The organism is Blautia sp. MB18-30 (assembly GCF_023669475.1).
Taxonomy (GTDB): Bacteria; Bacillota; Clostridia; order Lachnospirales; family Lachnospiraceae; genus Blautia_A; species Blautia_A fusiformis.
The window spans coordinates 62,982-82,005 of the sequence record NZ_JAMOYY010000016.1 but is presented as its reverse complement, the minus strand read 5'-3'; the positions used below and the strand labels follow the sequence as shown (position 1 = coordinate 82,005).

Here is a 19,024-nt window from a genome sequence, read left to right as displayed (position 1 = left end):
TTCATTTATTTTTTTATATATTATTTCTGTTGAAAACCTGCAGACTCAGGAGTGAATTTTCCTGAATCTTTATTATATACAGATTTTCTTTATCATATATTTATCATTTGTAATTAGAAAGACTTTTCTCAAGAAATTCCCGGTACTTATCGCGAACCTCATCCGGTGACACGATCACCGCATCCGGGCCAAGACTGGCTATCCAGCCAAAGAACTGGTCACTGATATTTACACGAACCAGTGTTTTGAAATGTTCAGGATCCTTCCTGTGTATCATAATATCTCTGCCAAACCGATCCAGCACCACCCCGACCAAGCGGTTATGTGCTTCCAGACATATGGTTTTCTCTTTTCCGCCAAACATCCCGAAGGTCCTGGATGTCAGCTCCCCTATATCATAATTTTCAAAAAATTCTCTGCCGCATCGCACTTCCTTCTCTATACGGATCTGCTGGAGCTTATCTACCTGATACTGCTTAACCCTTCCACACTTCTCGTCGTAAGTGACCAGATAATACTCCTCATTCTGCCATACAAGTCCCCAGGGACTGACCGAATATCGTTCCCCCTCATTCTCCGGACGCAGCTTCTTCTCCACAGTCCATTCACAATATTGAAAAGAAATCTGCCTGTCCTCAGTTAATGCACGCTGGATCATATCAATACTGTAATACACATTCTCGTTTATAGTCCGGATACGGTTCTCTGCAAATCCCTGTCGCCGCAGCTGTCTGGACTCATAAACACTGGCAAGGCTCTCCAGCTTCCTGATCAGCTGTCGGGATTTCCCATTGGTGATACATCTGGAGGACTGTACTGCATCCACCAGAAGTCTCAGCTCCGGAAGCTCAAATTCCCGACTGGCAAGATAAAAACCGGCCGGGTGCTCCCGCCGGTTCAGGATATCCATTCCAAAATTCCGCAGGGTTTCAATATCATCATAGACAGTTTTACGCTCTGCACTGATCCCCAGACTATTCAGATAGGAGATCAGCTCCTTCACAGACATCGGATGCTCTTCGTCCGTCTGCTCCAGAAAAATGCGCATCAGATATAAAATTTTAATCTTCTGGTTAAAGACCCTTGGCATCCTTTCTCCTCCGTTCTGCTACTTGTCTGTCAGTGATGCTACCACTGCAAAATATAATACCATGAATGACAATACAACAGCAACGATATCTGCTCCGCGGAAATCAAAATTAAACAGCATCGCCCCGCCAAGCATGATCTCCATTGTAAGAAGTGCGCCCAGTACCATTGCCATTCCTGAAGAAAGCTTCTGTCTGCCGCAATGTCCGTTCTCAGCTTCCACATATCTTCCTTCTGCCAATACTGCCTTCCTGCTGCTCTCTGTATTCCACATAAGATCCATCCTCCCTGTCCTATGTTCGTCTCACGATTTATCGAACATATTTTCCAAACATATTTTCTGTATGTTTGCATTATAGCTCATTTTTAGTCCAATAAAACGGTACAAATATGGTTTTTCCGAACATTTGTTTATTTTATACAAAAATATGTTCGTCTTTAAGATCCACAAAAAAAGAATGCTGCCTGCCGGTCACTCCGACAAACAGCATTCTTTTTTTATCCGCAACCGCTATTTATTTCAGCACACCACTGTCAGCCAGTCCCCACTTACAGGTCAGAATATAATTCTCATAGGTAAGTGAAGAATCAAACCGGGCAAATTTCGCATTCAGGACATACGGATCTGCCATGGTTTTTGCCACATAGCGACCTGTTTTTTTCAGGCAGCTCAGATACATCTTCATCATCAGTTTATAATCGTCTTCCAGCTGTATATTTTCTGTCCCGGCATTCTTTGCCGCGATCAGCTGTGCTCTCAGTCTGTCCACCTGTAACCGAAGCACCATCGCATTATTTAAAGAGAACCATGCCTTATTGTAGTCTTCCAGCGTCGGGCAGTCCATCATAAACGCTACGGCTTTGCAGATCTTATCTGCCACTCCTACAACTTCCGCAAGATTGACACTGTTTTCCCACATTGGGGCAAGTGCTTTCTTATCAAAGAGCCAGATCGCATTCTTTTCAACCTGGTCTGCCAGGAAATCCTTCATAAGTATGGACATCGGCTGGTTCATATACTGTTTCAGCTGCACAACACCATTATACAGGCCGCTGTCTGACGGAAGCTGACTGATCACACGATCTACGAGCTTCTGTCCCACTGCCTGGACAGTCAGAAATGTCATCAGGAAGTCCACTGCATCGATGGCAATATCCGCTCCGTCAAAAACAGACTGCACATGATCCCATCTCTGCACTGTATCCGGTTTTGTCTGTCCCGGTTTCAGCGGAAGCTCCTTATATCCATTCATATACTGCAGCATCTTCAGGGCTTCTTCCTCTGTCATCCATCCGGTTCCGCCAAGCTCCTGGGCAGCTTTTTTCATGGTATCTCCGTCTTTAAAGATCTTATCACCGCCGGATTTAAACTTTTTCAGCACTTTATATGCTCTCTGAAGCCCATCCTGGATTCCTCCGCTTAGATCCTCATCTATGGAGTACTCGGCAGTATCCACAACCAGTTCCAGTGCCAGGCTTCTGTTCACCTTCTCTTCTGTAAATTTCGGGTCTTCCAGAACTGCTTTGATCAGTGCTACATGCCCCTGCTGCATCTCGGATTTCAGGGCAGCCCACCATTCATCGCTGAAGGTTCCGCTTGTATGTCCGCTCATAATGGAAAAACAGTCATTCTGCAGATCATTCAGGATCTTGCTGTATCCCTCGTTTTTCAGATACTCCGGATACTGTCGCAAAAGCATCTCGGTTGTGATATCCGTAACCTCATAGGCTGTATTGCCGCCGCCCGCATTACAGATGATCTGTGCGCCTGTAATTTTCTCATTTCCTGCGGCAAATTTAATACCATTCCATCTCACTTTTGCTCCTGAGAAATAAACTTTCTTCAGGCTGTTGCAGTTTTTAAATGCATTGCTCTCCACAGAACTTAAGAATGTAAAGATCATGATCTCACTGATCTTTGTACAGCCTTCAAACGCATTCTTACGGATCGTTGTCAGCGATCTCGGAAGATAGATCTCTCCGGAAAGTCCGCTGCAGCCTTTCATAAGTTCCGCCTCGATCACCTTAAGTCCATCAGGGAACGCAATTGTCTTAAGGGCACTGCAGCCGTAAAAGGCTCCTGCGCCAATGGATGTGATACCTGTACCAAGACGTACTTCCTGCAGGGATTTGCAGTTTTTGAAGGCACTCTTTCCGATAGATTTCATATATTTGTCAGAAATGGAAACCTTTTTTACTTTCGTTCCTGCAAAAGCAGATTCTCCGATAGCTTTTACATTAAATTTTCTGGAATCCAGAGTGATCGTATCCGGAACTTTTACTGTTGTCGCTGTTCCGATGTATTTAAGGAGCGTGATCTTGCCGTCACTTTCCACTTTGTAATTCCAGTTTGCAGATGCGGAATTCGCCATTCCTTTTATGGAAATATAAAACTTTTTGGAAGCAGCCGGATAAATCTTATCCGCACTTGTTTTCGTGGAAACATTCAGGGTAAATATACCGTTTCCGCTTGCAGTAAGACGCATATTCTTATCCAGCCATGCGGAAGTCTTTGCGCTGTTTTCCACAGAACAGGAATAAGCCGCATTACCTTTTACAGAAATCTGCAGTGCCTGACTGAAAATCTCCTTACTTAATACATATACACCTTTTGTCTTATCATATTTCAAAAAGCTCTGCTGCTTCAGCTGGATGCTCTGTGCGCCCTGCTGTATTACATTTACTTTTTTAACTGCTGCTTTATAGTGCTTCGTCTCATCGGCCTTGATCGTGATCACAGCAGCTCCCACCCCAGCCAGTTTCAGTTTGTTTTTATCCTTATTCACAACCTGCACAGCCTTGGAATTGCTGTAAAAGTGAAGCTTTGTGCCATCACTGTTCTTTACGGTTGCATTCAGTGTCACGGTTTTTCCCTTCTGGGAAGGTTTGCAGATCATTCCACCGGCACTGATCGTCTGTGTGGCTTTTGTGATCGTAAATTTTACGGTCTTCTTTGTTTTTCCAAAAAGACCTTTTCCCTTGACCGTGAGCACTGCGGTTCCAGGCTCTTTGTTTTTGATGCAGGAAACCGTATAATGGGTGCCTTTTTTCAGGGTTGCTCCCTGGAATTTCACAGTTACGGCCGGTGTCTGTGCCTTTCCATTCCATGTAAAGCTGTTTTTTGCCAAAGTCACCGTTGCTTTGCCAAGATCCGCCTTCGTCCAGTGTGCATAAAGCGTCTGGTTCTTTGTCAGCTTAAACACCTTAGACGCAGTTACCTTACTGCCGCCGGATGCCTTGGTGTACCAGCCAAGGAAATAATATCCTCTGCGTGTTGGAGTTGGCAGTGTGCCGTATTTGCTGTTGGTCTTTACCTGTTTTGAGGTGGTTTTCAGAGTTGCGTTCTTTGCATTTTTGTTAAACGTGATCTTGTGGCTCTGGCTCTGATATTTTGTGGTTCCATAGTGGAAACGGATACAATGATCACTATGATAATGTGGGACTCTTGGCCAGGAATAACTACAATCATAATCGCCAAATACTTCTGTATCTTTTGAAATCTTCTCCCACTGTGCTTTGGTGCCTTCATAATAAAAGTCCACTTTATCTACTGTTCCAGGATAATAAACGCCGTTGAAACTTTCTCCATGCACAGCGCAGCTGCCAAATGATGCCAGTGCATATTTTCCTACTTTCTGAAGATTCTTATACACAACGATCTTTGTACAAGACGATGTATTAATTGCCGACTCTCCCAGTTCTTTAAGATTCCTTGGAAGTATCAGTTCCTTAATCCTGCCGCTGCCCAAAGCTCGTTCACCTATTTCTGTAATGTTGTCGCCAAATTTAACAGATGTCAGTGACGAACATCCAAAAAAAGCTCTTTCAGCGATAGTTTTCAGCGAATTTGGCAATACGATATTATTCAGTGAGTCGCAATTTTCAAATGCACATACTCCGATTTCTTTCAGATTATTTCCAAATTTTACAGTTTTCAGGTTTTTACAGGAATAAAAAGCTTCCTGATCAAGAGTTTCCAGTAAATCCGGTAATGTAACAGCTGTCAGCGAGTCACAGTATGCAAATGTCTGACATCCAATTGTTTGCAAACTTTTCGGCAGGGTAACTTCTTTTAGCTCCTCACACACGCCAAAAGCTCTGTCATCTATACTTTTTATTCCTTCTGGAATAATAACTTTCGTTAATCCGGTATTATAAAACAAGCCCTCCGCAATCCCTGTAAGATTTTTGGAAAGCTGTACCGATTTCAACTTTTCGCAGGACGAAAAAGCACGCGTTGCAATAACCTCAACACTGTCTGGAATCTTTATCTCTTTCAGCGATTCGCATTTCCAGAACGCACGTTCCCAGATTTTTTTCAAAGAACTTGGAAGCTGTACACTCTCAAGATTTTTGCATTTCATAAAATTGAAATTTCCAATCTCTGTGATTCCTTCTTTTATGACTACCTTCCGGATCTGATCATCATAAGCGGCCCAGGGCTGTACTTCTTTCAGCTCAAGCCCATCGGAATAGCTCCACATATAGCTTGTAGTTTCTCCACTTCCAGATATCGTTAATGTTCCCTGGGAATCCAGCGTCCATTTTGCTGTATCCGTTATATTGGAACCGTCTTTGTTTATTGCAACTCCTGTTCCCCCTATATCATGTGTCGGTCCGCAATTTCCCGAAGCAACGATCCCCGTCGCACTGCTTTCTCCTGCTGAAACCAGTTCCTCCGCTCCGTCCAGCTGATCATCGGATAACTTCTCCTCTTCCAGCTGATCCGGCTCCTCAGTCTCCGGTGACGCAAGTTCTTCCGTTTCCTCAGAAATCTCTTCGGCCCCATCTGCCGCACCATTCTGATTCTGATCTTGATCCTGTTCTTCTGATGATTCCCCGGATTCCTCTGTCTTATCTTCCGGTTCTTCTGTTACATCCGACGTAAAATCATCTCCGGCTCCCGTTCCCATGTATTCTGAACTATTTTCCGAATTGTTGTCGGAAACAGAAATACCACTGGTTACTTCTTCTGTCTGATCCTGCTCTTCCGGATCTGCAGTTTCATCCACCGCTTCGCTGTCCCACTGCACGTCCGGCTGCTGGCTGAAATCTTCTGCCAGTACCACAGAAGGCACACTGGTGCCAAGCATTGCCGCAGTCAGGAACAGTGACAATGCACTTGTCATCTTTCTTTTCATATGCACTCCTCCATTATTTTGTTGTCATGAGTGTTTATATATATTCTGCAAAACACTTATAACCTTTTAAGTACAGTATACATGTTATCACATTACTACCGCAACTTATTTCTCACCCTTTTTCCCATGACAATAAAAAAAACGTTGCTGTTCACTCCGTTCTCAGTAACACGCTTCGCGGGATATTACCAACGAACAACAAAAAAAGCCTGCCGTAAACGACAGACTTGTAAAATGTAACACTTTGAAAGGGCATTTGAAATCCCCAATGATATCTCCTTTTACATCATTCCCGCAAACACAGACGCTCCTACAACCGTAAGCAATCCGGCTACGGCAATGGCAAGGCTGCTCATAGCTCCTTCTACCGGGCCAAGCTCCATGGCTTTGGCAGTTCCGATGGCATGGGCAGATGTTCCAAGTCCAAGGCCCTTTGCGATCGGCTCCTCGATCTTTGCGATCTTGTAGACAACCTCTGCAATCATATTTCCCAGAACTCCTGTGATGATGATCACGGCAACGGTGATGGTCACGATACCGCCAAGCTCCTCGGAAACACCCATTCCGATAGCAGTTGTGATAGACTTCGGAAGCATGGTGACATATTCCTGATGATCAAAGCCAAACAATTTCGCCATAAGCAGAATGCTGCAAAGCCCGGCCAGCGTTCCGGAAAAGATCCCGGCAACCACTGCCTTGAGATTTTTTTTCAGCAGATGGATCTGCTCATAAAGGGGCACTGCCAGACAGACTGTTGCCGGGGTCAGCAGATAGCTGATATATTTTCCACCTTCATTGTAATCATCATAATCAATATGGAAGATCAAAAGAACACCGATAACACAGATGATCGAGATCAAAAGCGGATTAAAGATTGCCATTTTAAACTTCTTTTTCAGGATCAGACCGATCTCATAGGCGATCAGACTTATCATTGCTCCGAAAAATGCGGAGTTTTTTATGAATTCCATCATTTTTCAGTTCCTCTCTTTCCCATACGGATCACTCCCTGTGTTACTTTTCCTGTTACGACCATTACGATCACCGTGCTGATAAACGTCATGATGAGAACCGGTACACAGATCGGTTTCAGAGTACTCCAGGCTGTGATCAGTCCCGCACCAGCCGGCACAAACATCACCGGCATGATCTCAACCAGAAAATCTGCCGCACCTTTGACCTGATCCAGCTTCAGAATACCTGTGAGCAAAGCCACCAGCATAATGATCAATCCATAGACACTGGCCGGTACCGGAAGTGGAAGAAAAGTTTTCAGTAATTCTCCAATGACGGAAATCAACAGGATGATGCTGAACTGCTGCACATGCTTCATGTTGCATCCCTCCTGATTCATGTAAAGCGCATATTCACATTTTGCTTTACTGCATACTCATGAACGCAGCTGCGTTCAAAGTCTGCGCTCAAACGAATTTTTCAAAAGTGGTAAGACCACTTTTGTTTTAAACGTTTTTTTATTATACGCTACAAATCCAAAATTACAAGGATTGTATCCAATAAAATACAAAAAATCCTTTTATGCATCAGCGTATTCCAGTAATCTACAGAAACAGCTCTGCATAAAAGGATCTATAAACAGGGTTATGATCATTTCCTGGAATTTTCCGCCAAAATGATTTTTTCCACCTGATATTTGCCATCCTCCACAGTCATCACCGCCATGGTAACCTCTCCGCCAAAGCGGCTTCTTCCACAGCTTCCCGGATTCAGCCACAGTCTGCCATCGATCATCTTCTCAAAATATTTGTGAGTATGCCCGAAGATGACCACCTGTGTGTCCCCCAGCTCCCACGCAACGTCTTTTTTGTTATGAACCATAAAAAATTTTACGCCGCCAATGGTAAAGCTTAGACTGGTGCGGAGATTTTCCGCCCAGTCTTTATCATTATTTCCACGGACCACATAGAGATTCCCCATGGAACGCAGTACATCCAGGATCTCATCTTTATTGACATCTCCGGCATGAAGAATGTATTTGCAGTCTTTTAAGATTTCCAGTACCTCCGGCCGCAAAAGACCGTGAGTGTCTGATATAATGCCGATTTTTTCTTTCATGATCTCTATCCTGCTCCAATCCTTTATCATTATCGCCTTTTACCTTTTGCAGCTCACGCTATGACCGGCAATACTCTTCACAATACATAAATATTTAACAGCTGCTTCTTTTCACACCATTTCAGAAATTTTCTTAATTGGATCAAGCCGATATTCGCAATCCCGCAGAGGACTTACCTGCTTCGCTTAAAACAATTCTATTTTTCCATATTCTCCGTCAGATCCCGGTTTCCGCAACACTTCTCCTGCACGGAGCCGCCGGATGCCTTCCGCCAGAACTTCTCCGCCGGCTTTTCGGATATCTTCCGGCGGAACCTCTCTCAATATGGTAAATTCTGCACCTAGTTTCTCAAGCAGAGCCTCGTACTGTCCCTGAACTTTTTTGCTTGCCGTGGAAAATCCCACGCAGGCGGAGATCACCTCTGGCAGCGGCATCAGGCTTTCATATGGGCGGCCGCTTTCCGGCATGGCCGCTGAACTCTCGTCACGGTCAGATAACTGCAGGATCCGGTGATCCACACCCATGGTCAGTTTCTTTCCGCACACCGGACAGATACCATTATACTTTTCTGCCTCTCTCGGGCTCAGGCAGACGCCGCATTTCCGGTGTCCGTCATAATGATACTTTCCCTCTTCCGGAAAAAATTCGATGGTGCCCGTAAGTCCTTCTCCCTTCTGCACCGCATTCCACAAGCCCCGGTAGGAAAGCTCAATATCCAGAAGATCTGCTTCCCGTCCAAGTTTTGACGGGGAATGTGCATCAGAGTGTGATACCAGCTGATATCCATCCAGCGCCGAAATCTGCCAGTTCATCACTGGATCTGAGGACAGTCCGGTTTCCAGTGCATGAATGTACGGAGTCAGATCCTCAAAGCACTCTTCTATGGTATCAAAACCGGACTTTGCCCCAAACAGGGAAAAATGTGGCGTCCAGATATGCGCCGGAATATACATGCCTTCCTCACTGACTTCCAGCATGATCTCCAGAAGATCATGACAGGGCAGGCCAAGGATAGGACGTCCGTCTGAATGGATATTTCCGATCTTTTCCAGCCTTGCGGCAAAAGCATCTGCCTCATTGAATCCCGGAAGCAGGATCAAGCTGTGCACCTTCCTGGTTTTTCCGCCTTTTTTATAGATGGAACTGATCTCACCGGACAATACAAATCTGGGTGCTTTTTCAGGATAGCGTGACGCCTCCGGCAAAACATATTCATCTTTCAGCCGGAACAGTCCCTGTTCTGCAGGGATCAGCTTCGCCTTCAACTCCTGCCGCCAGATGGGATGTGTCATATCTCCGGTTCCAAGGAGTGTAATCCCTTTTTTCCGCGCCCAGAGATCCAGCATCTCCGGCGTGCCATCTTTGCTGGTTGCCATGGAATATCTGGAATGTATGTGCAGGTCTGCGATCTGTTTCAAAACTTTTCCTCCTGTATCTCTTTTCCTCTGTCCACATGTACATCCTGTCTTTTTAACAAAAACGCAGACAAAGAAATTACCGTCTTCTTTGTCTGCATGAATGACCGGATCGTATATAACTCAACAGAAATCCATCTGTAACATGATCAGATATCTTTATAATACGATGGTGATATCACATCATACTCCCTGCAGGAGCATCCGTTCTCATAGCTGTCACAGCAGTCACAGTTGGAACAATACATATGCGCGTCATTAATATAAAATAAACCGCCATACTGCATGGAAGTGCGCTGATTCTTGGATTTCTTCTTGCTGTTGTCGTAGTAGGCTCCGTTGGGGATCATCATATTCTCCGGGGAGAAGCTGCTGAAATCAAAGAAATGGGATTCCGTACCATGATGTGGTACCTTGATACACCAGTAATGCTCATGAAGCGGAATCCTCCCATCATAGTTTTCTGCGATCATCCTCATGTACTGTGGCTGTACATCTCCGGTAAACAGAAGATTCAGCTCTCCGTCGCCAGTATTCTGAAATGCCAGACTGATCTTGTGGCGGAACTGACGCAGAAAATGCCCCTGTTTTTCCGCACTTTCCAGAAGTGCCTGAAATTCTTCGGTTGCCTGTAATTCACGGAATTTCTTTTCCAGCTTTTCCGGTTTAAGGCGACGTGCTCTCTCTTTTTCGGCTTCTTCCGGAACCTCTGCTGTATCCTCAGCTGCTGCGCCTGTATCTTCCATTATAAGCTCCAGCTTCTCCTGCGTATATCCTTCGTTTTCCCCACCAGGCTCTGTCTGTCCTGTCAAAGAGCGCTCGGATTCCTCTGTATCCTCTTCCACCAAAGATGCCTCAGACAGTGGAGCAGATTTCTGCTCTGCTTCCGGCATCTCCTCTGTCATGGACAGGAACAGCTGACGTACCTCCTCCGCAATGTTCACAAGCTCGGTCATTGCATTTTCATGATTCTCGATCAGGGAATTAAATACGCCCTCCGTTTCCCGGCTGACTTCCCTGAGATCCGGCCAGAGCGCTGTATATTTTCCCTCAAACTCTGAGCCTCTGGATAAAAGGTCGATCTTTACCCTTCTGGCGCAAAGAGCTTCTGCAAGGGCAAAAAGGCTGACACGTCTTCCGGGAAGGCTGGCCTTTTTTGTCACATCCGCAAGGAGCAGAAGCGCCAGTGTGTATTTCATTTCCGGACTGGAAAATACATCCGGAAGATAGATCTTTTCAAATTCGTAGGCATCTCTTCGGTAACGCATCATATAAAGCAATCCGGAAACATGGTCCGGATGAAAATGTGTCAGAAGCAGATTTTTTTTGCGGATAGTGGTAAGATCTGAGATGATCACATCAAAAACCTCTCTCCGTGGCCGCCCTTCGATCTTGCTGTTGGCTGCCCCGAAATCCACAAGCAGGCTGCTTTTTCTGTCACGGATACAGAAACAGTCTCCGAACCCCACATTGTACATTCGTATTCTCATTTATTTTTCCTCTGGTTTCTTATTCAGCTGACCTTCGTTTTTGCAGCTGACTCTTCTTTTTTCTTCTGTTACTGTCTTCATTTCTCAGAACCAGATCTGCATATCATACCAGGTTGCTCCGCCATGACAGGAATCTGCCACACCCAGCTTCTTCAGTCCGTGGCTCTCATAGAATGGGATCATATGCTCCTTGCAGGTAAGGATCAGAGCTTTTTTTCCGCGCTCTTTCGCAAGCTCCTTGAAATATTCCACAAGCTCTCCGGCGATCCCCTGATGACGGTATTCCGGGATCACATTCAGTCCGAATACCGTCTGGATGTCCCCGTCCTTTCTGTGAAGCGTGATATCATGATAAAATTCATCCGGGAGTACTGGTTTATCTGTGGTTCCTCCGTTGATAAAGCCTACGATCTGCTCATCCTTTACTGCTACAACGAAATTCTCCGGGAATGCTCCCATACGCTTCACAACTTCCTCATGACTTGCTGCCTCCGCAGGTGGAAAACAGATTGCCTCGATCTCTGCCAGACGATCCGCCTCACCGGGATCTGCCAGTCTGATCTGTAAATTTTCTGCCATTTTTCGTGGTCTCCTCTATATTTATTCCGTTTTCATCCGGTTTCGATTCTTTTTTAATTATATCGGGTGAGGGAAAATGCGTCAACGTGTAACCTGCAAAAAAGCCCTCAGTCTTCACACTACTGAGGGCTTCGTTCTTTTGTTTTTATCTGTCATTATCACAGCACTGACCGGATCAGCTGCTCCGTATACTCTGTCTTCGGATGCTCAATGATCTCTTCCGGTGTCCCTTCCTCTTCCACATGTCCGTCATGCATCACGATCACCCGGTCGCAGAACAGCTGGACAAGGGCCAGATCATGGCAGATAAAAAGAAAGGACAGCTGGTTTTCTTTTTTTAACTTCTGAAGCAGCTCCATGATCTGTTTCTGCACAGTCACATCCAGGGCGCTGGTTGCTTCATCACAGATCAGCACTCTGGGTTCCACAGCCAGGGATCTGGCAATAGCCGCTCTCTGGCACTCCCCTCCGCTGACCTGATGGGGATACCGGTCTGCATATTCCGGAGTCAGTCCGCAGGTAAGCAGAAGCTTTTCCACACGGTTCCTGGTTTCCTTCTTACTTATCCCCATATTCCGGAGACTTTCCCCGATTCCGTCCCCAAGAGTGCATCTGGGGTCAAAGGATTCTGCCGGTGTCTGAAAAATCATCTGCATTTCCCGGTAGATTTCCCGGAGATTTTTTCCCCTTGCATGTGTGATATCCTTTTCCATGAGAAAAATCTCTCCGGCGGTGGGTTCTGTCAGATGTGTGATCATCTTCGCCACAGTGCTTTTTCCTGAGCCGGATTCACCTACGATTCCTAATACTTCCCCCGTTTTCAGAGAAAAGCTTACGTCTTCTACAGCCGTGAAGGATTTTTTACCGGTGGTGAAGCTTTTTTTCAAATGATGTACTTCCAGAATGTTTTTATTTTCTGTCATCATCTGCCTCCATTTCCGGTACCTGTACGTTTCAAACGAGGTACCGAACTCATAAGCTCTTTTGTATAGGGATCCTCCGGATCTGTCAGAACCTGAGCTGTTTTTCCGTATTCCCTCACCTTTCCGTTTTTCAGTACCAGAACCTTATCTGCCATTTTTTCCACCACACCGATGTTGTGTGTGACAACGATCATGGCTGTTCCGTATTCCTTACGCATCAGTAGCATTTCCTCAACTACCTGTTTCTGTATGGTTACATCCAGGGCACTGGTAGGCTCATCTGCCAGAAGAAGCGACGGATTCTGCAGCATGGAAATACAGATTCCCACACGCTGATTCATACCGCCGGACAATTCAAATGGGTAGCTTTGCAAAACACGTTCCCCATCCTTGAAGCCAATCTTAGCCATCATCCGGACGGCGCGCTCCGTACACTCTTTACGACTGATCCTTTCATGCTCCCGCATACTCTCATAGATCTGATCGCCTACGGTGCGGATGGGACAAAGGGCTGCCCCTGAATCCTGAAAGACCATGGCGATCTCAGGGCCCAGAAGTCTGCGCAATTCTTTTTCCGGCATATCCACCACATTTTTTCCCTTGTACCAGATATCTCCTTCTGTCACCATGCCTTCATTTCCCAGAAGTCCCATGATTGCCTTGATGATGGTACTTTTTCCGCTTCCGGATTCGCCTACCCCCCCCAGGATCTCCCCTTTATTCAGTTCCAGATCCACATCATGTACAACCGGTTCTCCGTTGTAGCAGATCGTCACATGCTCAAGCTTCAACAATGATTCCATCTTATTTCACTTCCAGATCTGCCGTGATCTCGTAATAATCACATGGGTGAGCAGTCAGCCCTGATACATTTGACTTTGACACAAGTCCCATATTCAAATGAGAAACAAAGAAATACGCATCATCATCCAGAATGGTCTGCTGTGCTTCCACAGCAAGCTTGCCTCTCTCATCTGTATCAAAGGTCTCATGCAGCTTCGCTACGATATCATCAAGATCTGAATTGCTGTATTTGCCATAATTTTTGGCAGCATCAGATACAACTGTACTTGTGAAGAAATATTCCGGATCACCAGTAGGTGCAGTTGTAAGCGAGCTTACATATACATCAAATTCTCCATTCTTTGCATACGTCGCATGGTCTGCTGTATTGTTGACATCGACCTCAATTCCGATGTCCTTTAAAGTGGACTGTGCATATTCTGCAAGCTTAGGCTGTTCCAGACGGGTTGGATAGGTCAGCCATGTGATGGACAGCTTCTTTCCGTCCTTATCTGCATAGCCATCTCCATCCGTATCTGTCCATCCGGATTCTTCCAGAAGCTTTTTCGCCTCTTCCGGATCATAGGACGGTGCCTTTACTGCATCGTTTCCATAGGAAAAGCTGCTTGGGAAGGCTCCCACTGCCGGAACACCTCGTCCCTCCATGATCACACTGCAGAAGCCATCCTTATCGATTCCCATCTCAATGGCTTTTCTCACATTCTGATCCTGCATCAGTTCAGACTTCATATTAAACTGTCCGAAGAAACATCGGCTTGTTGCTACAGAGCTGATCTGATAGTCCGGATTTCCGTCAAAAAGCGCATAGTTATCATACTGAAGTCCATAGGTTCCCTGTATATCGCCTGTCTGTAATGCTGCTGTCAGGGCACTTCCGTCTGAGAAGGATTTTACGATAACGTTGTCTACCTTTACATCTCCGCCCCAGTAATCCTCATTTTTTACCAGCTTAATCTCTGTTGGAGATACCTCTGTTGCAACATAAGGGCCTGTTCCTGCCACATTTGCAGAGCCGCCCTCTCCCTGTACGCCATAATCCATATCAATGATAGCACCATATGGATCACCGAGATAATTGATCAGTGCCGGACATGGTTCGGAAGTATGGATCGTTACTGTCATTCCATCTGCTTCGATCTTATCGATCTTCATATCGTAAGGTGCACGGTCATGGTTTGCGATCAGATCCTCCAGGCATTCCTTTACCGCTTCTCCGTCCATGGTTCTTCCGCTGGAAAATTTCACACCGTCACGAAGGGTGATCTTTACTGTATTATCGTCTGTAAATTCATAGTCTGTAGCAAGCCATGGCTCTACCTCCATGTTGTCATTGTACTTAAACAGTGTTTCTCCTACGCCATAACGAAGACAGCTCCATCCGGAATAATTGTCGTGAGGGTTTAATCCTGCATCTCCCATTTCTTCACTATATCCGGTAGTTCCGTAAACAAAGGTAGTTCCTTCACTCTTTTCTTTGCTTTTTGCTGCTGCCGAAACTCCTGTCATACTCATGCCCATTGCCGCTGCAAGCACTGCTGCCAGAATCTTTTTCTTCATAATCTCCGCTCTCACTTTCTCTGTTATGTTTATTTATAAGTGCCTGTTATCCTCTTCTCCTGTTTCGTTCCTTCGGATCCATATAATCCCGGATCGTATCTCCCAGAAGATTAAAGATCATTACTGTAATAAAAATCGCCATTCCCGGCGCAAGTACCATCCATGGTGAAATCTGCAGCATACTTCTTCCATCGTTGATCATACTTCCCCATTCTGCCATTGGAGGCTTTACCCCAAGCCCGAGAAAGGAAAGTCCTGCCAGCTCCATCATCATGGTTCCGATATCAAGAACTGACGTAACAAGGATGGGGCCTGCGATATTGGGAAGGATATGTTTGAGCAGAAGCTTTCCTGTACTGCTTCCGGAAAGCTTCGCCGCCATAAGATATGCAGAGTCCTTCTGAGTCAGAGTAAGCCCTCTGGCAAGTCTCGCAAACTTCGGCCAGCTGATCACTGCCAGGGCAATGATCGCATTCTGGATACCGCCTCCCAGAACACCTGCTACTGCCAGGGCAAATACCAGTCCCGGAAAAGCCAGGAACAGATCGGAGATACGCATCAGAACAGTATCGGCTTTGCCGCCCTTCCAGCCACAGAAAATACCAATAGCCGTTCCCACCACGGTGATCACCGCAACCAGGAGCAGCGTTGCATAAATACTGGTCGTACTTCCTATGATCACACGGGAAAGCATATCTCTTCCATAACGGTCTGTCCCGAGCAGATGCTCCGGTCCCGGCGGTTTCTGGGCAAGTGCCAGATCCTGGACATAAGGATCATAAGGGCAGAGATATTTTGCAAATGCCGCTACAAACAGAAGCAATGCTGTAAGCACAAGAAAAAAGACAAGCTTTGCTTTTGTATGATTTTTCCGGATCTTCTGCTTCCGGACTGTGATATTATTTTTTCCACTCATGCTCTGTCACCTCCAAGTCGTACTCTCGGATCCAGATAGTGGTAAATAATATCTGTCACCAGATTTACCAGAACATAAATAACCGCCATCCATGCCACATAAGCCTGGATGATCGGATAGTCACGCATGGTGATCGCATCTACCGCCAGTTTTCCGACACCATCCCACATAAAGATATTTTCCACAATGGCAGTTCCTCCCAGAAGATTGCCGATGGACAGAGCCAGCAGTGTGATGATCGTCAGCATGGAAGCCTTCATTACACTCTTCCAGATGATCACACGACTGCGGATCCCTCTTGCCCGGGCTCCGGTCACATAATCCTTATTCAGTTCTTCCAGAACCGTGGCACGCACCTGTCTGGTATATTTTGCAGCCATGGAGATCGCCAGTGTCAGTGTCGGCAGAATAATACTCTGTCCGAGATCTGTATTTGTGACTACCGGTAAAACGCCCAGCCTGATGGACAGAAAATACATCAGGACCATGGCAGCAAAAAAATTCGGCATGGAATTGCCGATAAAGCTTAAAAATCTTATCAGATAATCTACCCATTTGTTGTGCTTTACTGCTGACAGGATTCCCAACGGGATCGCAAGAACAATTGTAAGAAGGATCGATGACAGAGTCAGCATCATCGTTGCCGGAAGCTTTGAAATAAAGGTTTCATAGACATCTCTGTGAGACACATAGCTCTCTCCCATATCTCCGGTTACCATTCCCGCAAACCAGGCAGCATATTGTACAAGGAATGGTTTATCAAGGCCATATTCTGCCTTTGCCTTATCAATGACCTCCTGGGATACTGCAGAGCCTGCATTTTCATACATATAAGTTACTGCATCTCCGCCGGCAAGCCGCATCATGGCAAAAGAAAGAAATGTGATCCCGATCAGGACCGGGATCAACTGCAGCAACCGTTTTATTATATATTTTCCCATATTTTCCTCTCCGCACTTTGTTTCTCAGTATTTCGAATAACAAAAGTTTAACAACACGGCTGTTCTGCCACAACCCCGGCGGGGGGATTTTACATATTCCATTTTGTCATGCATATGTATTCCATCATGTTCTTATATTCTCACACAGTGACATGCGGATAATTCTTTCCAGCCCTCTCCAAGAGACTGTGGCTCTTCATACTCGATCAGCCTCCGTTTTCTCTCTTCCAGCGGATCCGGGATATGGATCGCAGAAAGCAGGGACTGTGTATAAGGATGCTGCGGATTTTCAAAAAGCTCTTTTGTAGGTGCCATTTCTACCAGCTTTCCGTTTTTCATCACACCGGTTGTATCACTTAAAAAACGTACCATGGACAGATCATGGGCAATAAAAAGAAACGAAAATCTTTTTTCCTGCTGAAGCTTTTTAAAAAGCATGACGATCTGTGCCTGGATAGAAATATCCAACGATGCGATCGGTTCATCTGCAATGATAAGACGTGGTTCCATGAGAAGGCTTCTTCCTATGGCAACTCTCTGTCTCTGTCCGCCGGAAAGCTCTCCCGGCTTTTTCGACAGAATGCTTTCATCCAGTCCTGTCTCCTTCAGGATTTCCCGAAGCCTGTTCTCCAGCATTTCTCTGTCACGGATCCTACGGCTGATCTTTACAGGCTCCAGCATGATCTGCCGTATGCTCATTCGGGGATTCAGTGCAGCACCCGAATCCTGAAAGATCATCTGGATCTCAGTCTGCATTTTCTTCCGCATTCCGAAAGGATCCTTTTTATCCGGCACTCTTGCTCCTTGATAAAAGATCTCCCCGCCTGTGGGCCGGTAGATTCCTGCAAGCGTTCTGGCTGTTGTGGATTTTCCGCAGCCGGTCTCTCCCACCAGTGCCATGATCTCACCTTCCCGGATACGGAAGGAAACATCATCCACTGCATGGATCGTATAATCGGAACGGATACGAAAATGCTGCTTCAGATTTCTGGCTTCGATCAGTACAGGCGCCTGTTTCTGTTCTGTTTTCTGTAAAAATGACGCTTCCTTTTTATCCGGTTTCTGTTTACGGCCGCTGTTTTCCTGTAATCTGTCCTTCAAAATGGCGGGCTTTTCTATTTTCGGAGCTCTTTCATCCAGAAGCCATGTGGCTGCATAATGCGTATCACTGACTTTAAACATCGGCGGAGTCTGTTCATAATCGATTGCCAGCGCCTGGGGATTTCGAACGGCAAATGCATCTCCCGGCGGAGGATTCAAAAGAGAGGGCGGCATTCCGGGGATCGGATTCAGCTCCCCTTTTTCACCTGCAAATACAGGCAGTGAAGACAGAAGTCCCCAGGTATAAGGATGCCGGGGATCATAATAAACCTCTTCCGCTGTCCCGATCTCAATGATCTTTCCTGCATACATAACTGCAACTCTGTCTGCGATCCTTGCAACAGCTCCCAGATCATGAGATATGAACACAATACTGATCCCTGTTTTTTCTCTCAGCTCAAGAAGCAGATCCAGAATCTTTGCTTCCACGGTTGCATCCAGTGCTGTAGTCGCCTCATCGGCAAATAATATTTCCGGATCACAGGCCAGTGCAATAGCCAGCACACAACGCTGACGCATTCCTCCGGAAAAAAAATGAGGCTGCAGTCCATAGCGCTGTTCTGCATCCGGAATCCCTACCAGCTTCAGCATTTCCACAGCTCTTTTTTTCGCCTCATCCCTGGATACTTTCTGATTTTTGATAATAGCCTCTGTGATCTGTTTGCCAACAGGGATCGTCGGATTCAGCGTCAGCATAGGATCCTGGAACACCATGCTTACCTTACTTCCGCACAGCTTTTCCATTTTTTTTCTTTTATAGGCTGTGATATTCTCTCCGCAGAGACTGATCTCTCCGCTTTTTACATGTGCATTCGGTGGCAGAAGCTTCATCACGCTACGGCACATAACGGTTTTTCCACATCCGGACTCACCTACGATACAAAGTATCTCTCCTTTTTTTACCGTGAGATCAACATTCCGGACGGCCTGTACCTTGCCGTCCGGTGTGTCAAAGCTTACCGAATAGTTTTTTAATTCCAAAACGGTTTCCTGC

General features: G+C 45.9%; 14 protein-coding genes and 1 pseudogene. All 15 read right to left on the bottom strand.

What is annotated here, in order from left to right; translation table 11 throughout:
• Window positions 1-103: 103 nt before the first annotated feature.
• The gene (locus NCY57_RS09490) at window positions 104-1,090 is read right to left on the bottom strand and encodes a helix-turn-helix transcriptional regulator (RefSeq protein WP_173739361.1); all 987 of its coding nucleotides are present in this window, start codon (window positions 1,088-1,090) and stop codon (window positions 104-106) included.
• 18 nt (window positions 1,091-1,108) lie between these two features.
• Window positions 1,109-1,363 carry a hypothetical protein gene (locus tag NCY57_RS09485; RefSeq protein WP_059086214.1) on the bottom strand — a complete coding sequence of 85 codons (255 nt, stop codon included), beginning with the start codon at window positions 1,361-1,363 and terminating at the stop codon, window positions 1,109-1,111.
• A 241-nt stretch (window positions 1,364-1,604) separates the two neighbouring features.
• Complete coding sequence (locus NCY57_RS09480; RefSeq protein WP_173739362.1) at window positions 1,605-6,230, bottom strand: leucine-rich repeat protein; 4,626 nt, start codon at window positions 6,228-6,230, stop codon at window positions 1,605-1,607.
• Between the two features lie 281 nt (window positions 6,231-6,511).
• Window positions 6,512-7,204, bottom strand: coding sequence for an LrgB family protein (locus tag NCY57_RS09475; RefSeq protein WP_173739363.1), 693 nt, complete (start codon window positions 7,202-7,204; stop codon window positions 6,512-6,514).
• Window positions 7,201-7,563: a CidA/LrgA family protein gene (locus tag NCY57_RS09470; protein ID WP_015525571.1), complete on the bottom strand. Its 363-nt coding sequence runs from the start codon at window positions 7,561-7,563 to the stop codon at window positions 7,201-7,203. Before NCY57_RS09470 ends, NCY57_RS09475 begins: the two co-directional genes overlap by 4 nt.
• Window positions 7,564-7,835: 272 nt before the next feature.
• Complete coding sequence (locus NCY57_RS09465) at window positions 7,836-8,303, bottom strand: metallophosphoesterase family protein (RefSeq protein ID WP_022427149.1); 468 nt, start codon at window positions 8,301-8,303, stop codon at window positions 7,836-7,838.
• Window positions 8,304-8,492: 189 nt separating this feature from the next.
• A pseudogene (locus NCY57_RS09460) lies at window positions 8,493-9,680 on the bottom strand (endonuclease Q family protein); the annotation flags it as partial.
• A gap of 188 nt (window positions 9,681-9,868) precedes the next feature.
• Window positions 9,869-11,209, bottom strand: coding sequence for an MBL fold metallo-hydrolase (locus NCY57_RS09455; protein ID WP_243164923.1), 1,341 nt, complete (start codon window positions 11,207-11,209; stop codon window positions 9,869-9,871).
• A gap of 84 nt (window positions 11,210-11,293) precedes the next feature.
• Window positions 11,294-11,788, bottom strand: coding sequence for a GNAT family N-acetyltransferase (locus NCY57_RS09450; RefSeq protein ID WP_118368486.1), 495 nt, complete (start codon window positions 11,786-11,788; stop codon window positions 11,294-11,296).
• 158 nt (window positions 11,789-11,946) lie between these two features.
• Window positions 11,947-12,711: an ABC transporter ATP-binding protein gene (locus NCY57_RS09445; RefSeq protein ID WP_173739364.1), complete on the bottom strand. Its 765-nt coding sequence runs from the start codon at window positions 12,709-12,711 to the stop codon at window positions 11,947-11,949.
• Window positions 12,711-13,514 (bottom strand): ABC transporter ATP-binding protein, encoded by an 804-nt coding sequence (locus tag NCY57_RS09440; protein WP_173739365.1) that lies wholly within the window; start codon window positions 13,512-13,514, stop codon window positions 12,711-12,713. The genes NCY57_RS09445 and NCY57_RS09440 overlap by 1 nt, the downstream gene beginning before the upstream one ends.
• Before the next feature lies 1 nt (window position 13,515).
• Entirely contained in the window at window positions 13,516-15,072 is a 1,557-nt protein-coding gene (locus NCY57_RS09435) for an ABC transporter substrate-binding protein (RefSeq protein WP_173739366.1), read from the bottom strand.
• Between the two features lie 46 nt (window positions 15,073-15,118).
• Window positions 15,119-15,988, bottom strand: coding sequence for a nickel transporter permease (nikC, locus tag NCY57_RS09430; protein WP_173739367.1), 870 nt, complete (start codon window positions 15,986-15,988; stop codon window positions 15,119-15,121).
• The gene (gene nikB / locus NCY57_RS09425) at window positions 15,985-16,929 is read right to left on the bottom strand and encodes a nickel ABC transporter permease (protein ID WP_118062337.1); all 945 of its coding nucleotides are present in this window, start codon (window positions 16,927-16,929) and stop codon (window positions 15,985-15,987) included. The genes nikC and nikB overlap by 4 nt, the downstream gene beginning before the upstream one ends.
• Before the next feature lie 132 nt (window positions 16,930-17,061).
• Complete coding sequence (locus tag NCY57_RS16810) at window positions 17,062-19,011, bottom strand: dipeptide ABC transporter ATP-binding protein (protein WP_274602082.1); 1,950 nt, start codon at window positions 19,009-19,011, stop codon at window positions 17,062-17,064.
• Window positions 19,012-19,024: the final 13 nt, after the last annotated feature.

Bases quoted from the DNA above. Each gene is read 5' to 3' on its own strand.
- NCY57_RS09490 (WP_173739361.1), bottom strand. From the start codon at position 1,090: ATGCCAAGGGTCTTTAACCAGAAGATTAAAATTTTATATCTGATGCGC.
- NCY57_RS09485 (WP_059086214.1), bottom strand. From the start codon at position 1,363: ATGTGGAATACAGAGAGCAGCAGGAAGGCAGTATTGGCAGAAGGAAGA.
- NCY57_RS09480 (WP_173739362.1), bottom strand. From the start codon at position 6,230: ATGAAAAGAAAGATGACAAGTGCATTGTCACTGTTCCTGACTGCGGCA.
- NCY57_RS09475 (WP_173739363.1), bottom strand. From the start codon at position 7,204: ATGATGGAATTCATAAAAAACTCCGCATTTTTCGGAGCAATGATAAGT.
- NCY57_RS09470 (WP_015525571.1), bottom strand. From the start codon at position 7,563: ATGAAGCATGTGCAGCAGTTCAGCATCATCCTGTTGATTTCCGTCATT.
- NCY57_RS09465 (WP_022427149.1), bottom strand. From the start codon at position 8,303: ATGAAAGAAAAAATCGGCATTATATCAGACACTCACGGTCTTTTGCGG.
- NCY57_RS09455 (WP_243164923.1), bottom strand. From the start codon at position 11,209: ATGAGAATACGAATGTACAATGTGGGGTTCGGAGACTGTTTCTGTATC.
- NCY57_RS09450 (WP_118368486.1), bottom strand. From the start codon at position 11,788: ATGGCAGAAAATTTACAGATCAGACTGGCAGATCCCGGTGAGGCGGAT.
- NCY57_RS09445 (WP_173739364.1), bottom strand. From the start codon at position 12,711: ATGACAGAAAATAAAAACATTCTGGAAGTACATCATTTGAAAAAAAGC.
- NCY57_RS09440 (WP_173739365.1), bottom strand. From the start codon at position 13,514: ATGGAATCATTGTTGAAGCTTGAGCATGTGACGATCTGCTACAACGGA.
- NCY57_RS09435 (WP_173739366.1), bottom strand. From the start codon at position 15,072: ATGAAGAAAAAGATTCTGGCAGCAGTGCTTGCAGCGGCAATGGGCATG.
- nikC (WP_173739367.1), bottom strand. From the start codon at position 15,988: ATGAGTGGAAAAAATAATATCACAGTCCGGAAGCAGAAGATCCGGAAA.
- nikB (WP_118062337.1), bottom strand. From the start codon at position 16,929: ATGGGAAAATATATAATAAAACGGTTGCTGCAGTTGATCCCGGTCCTG.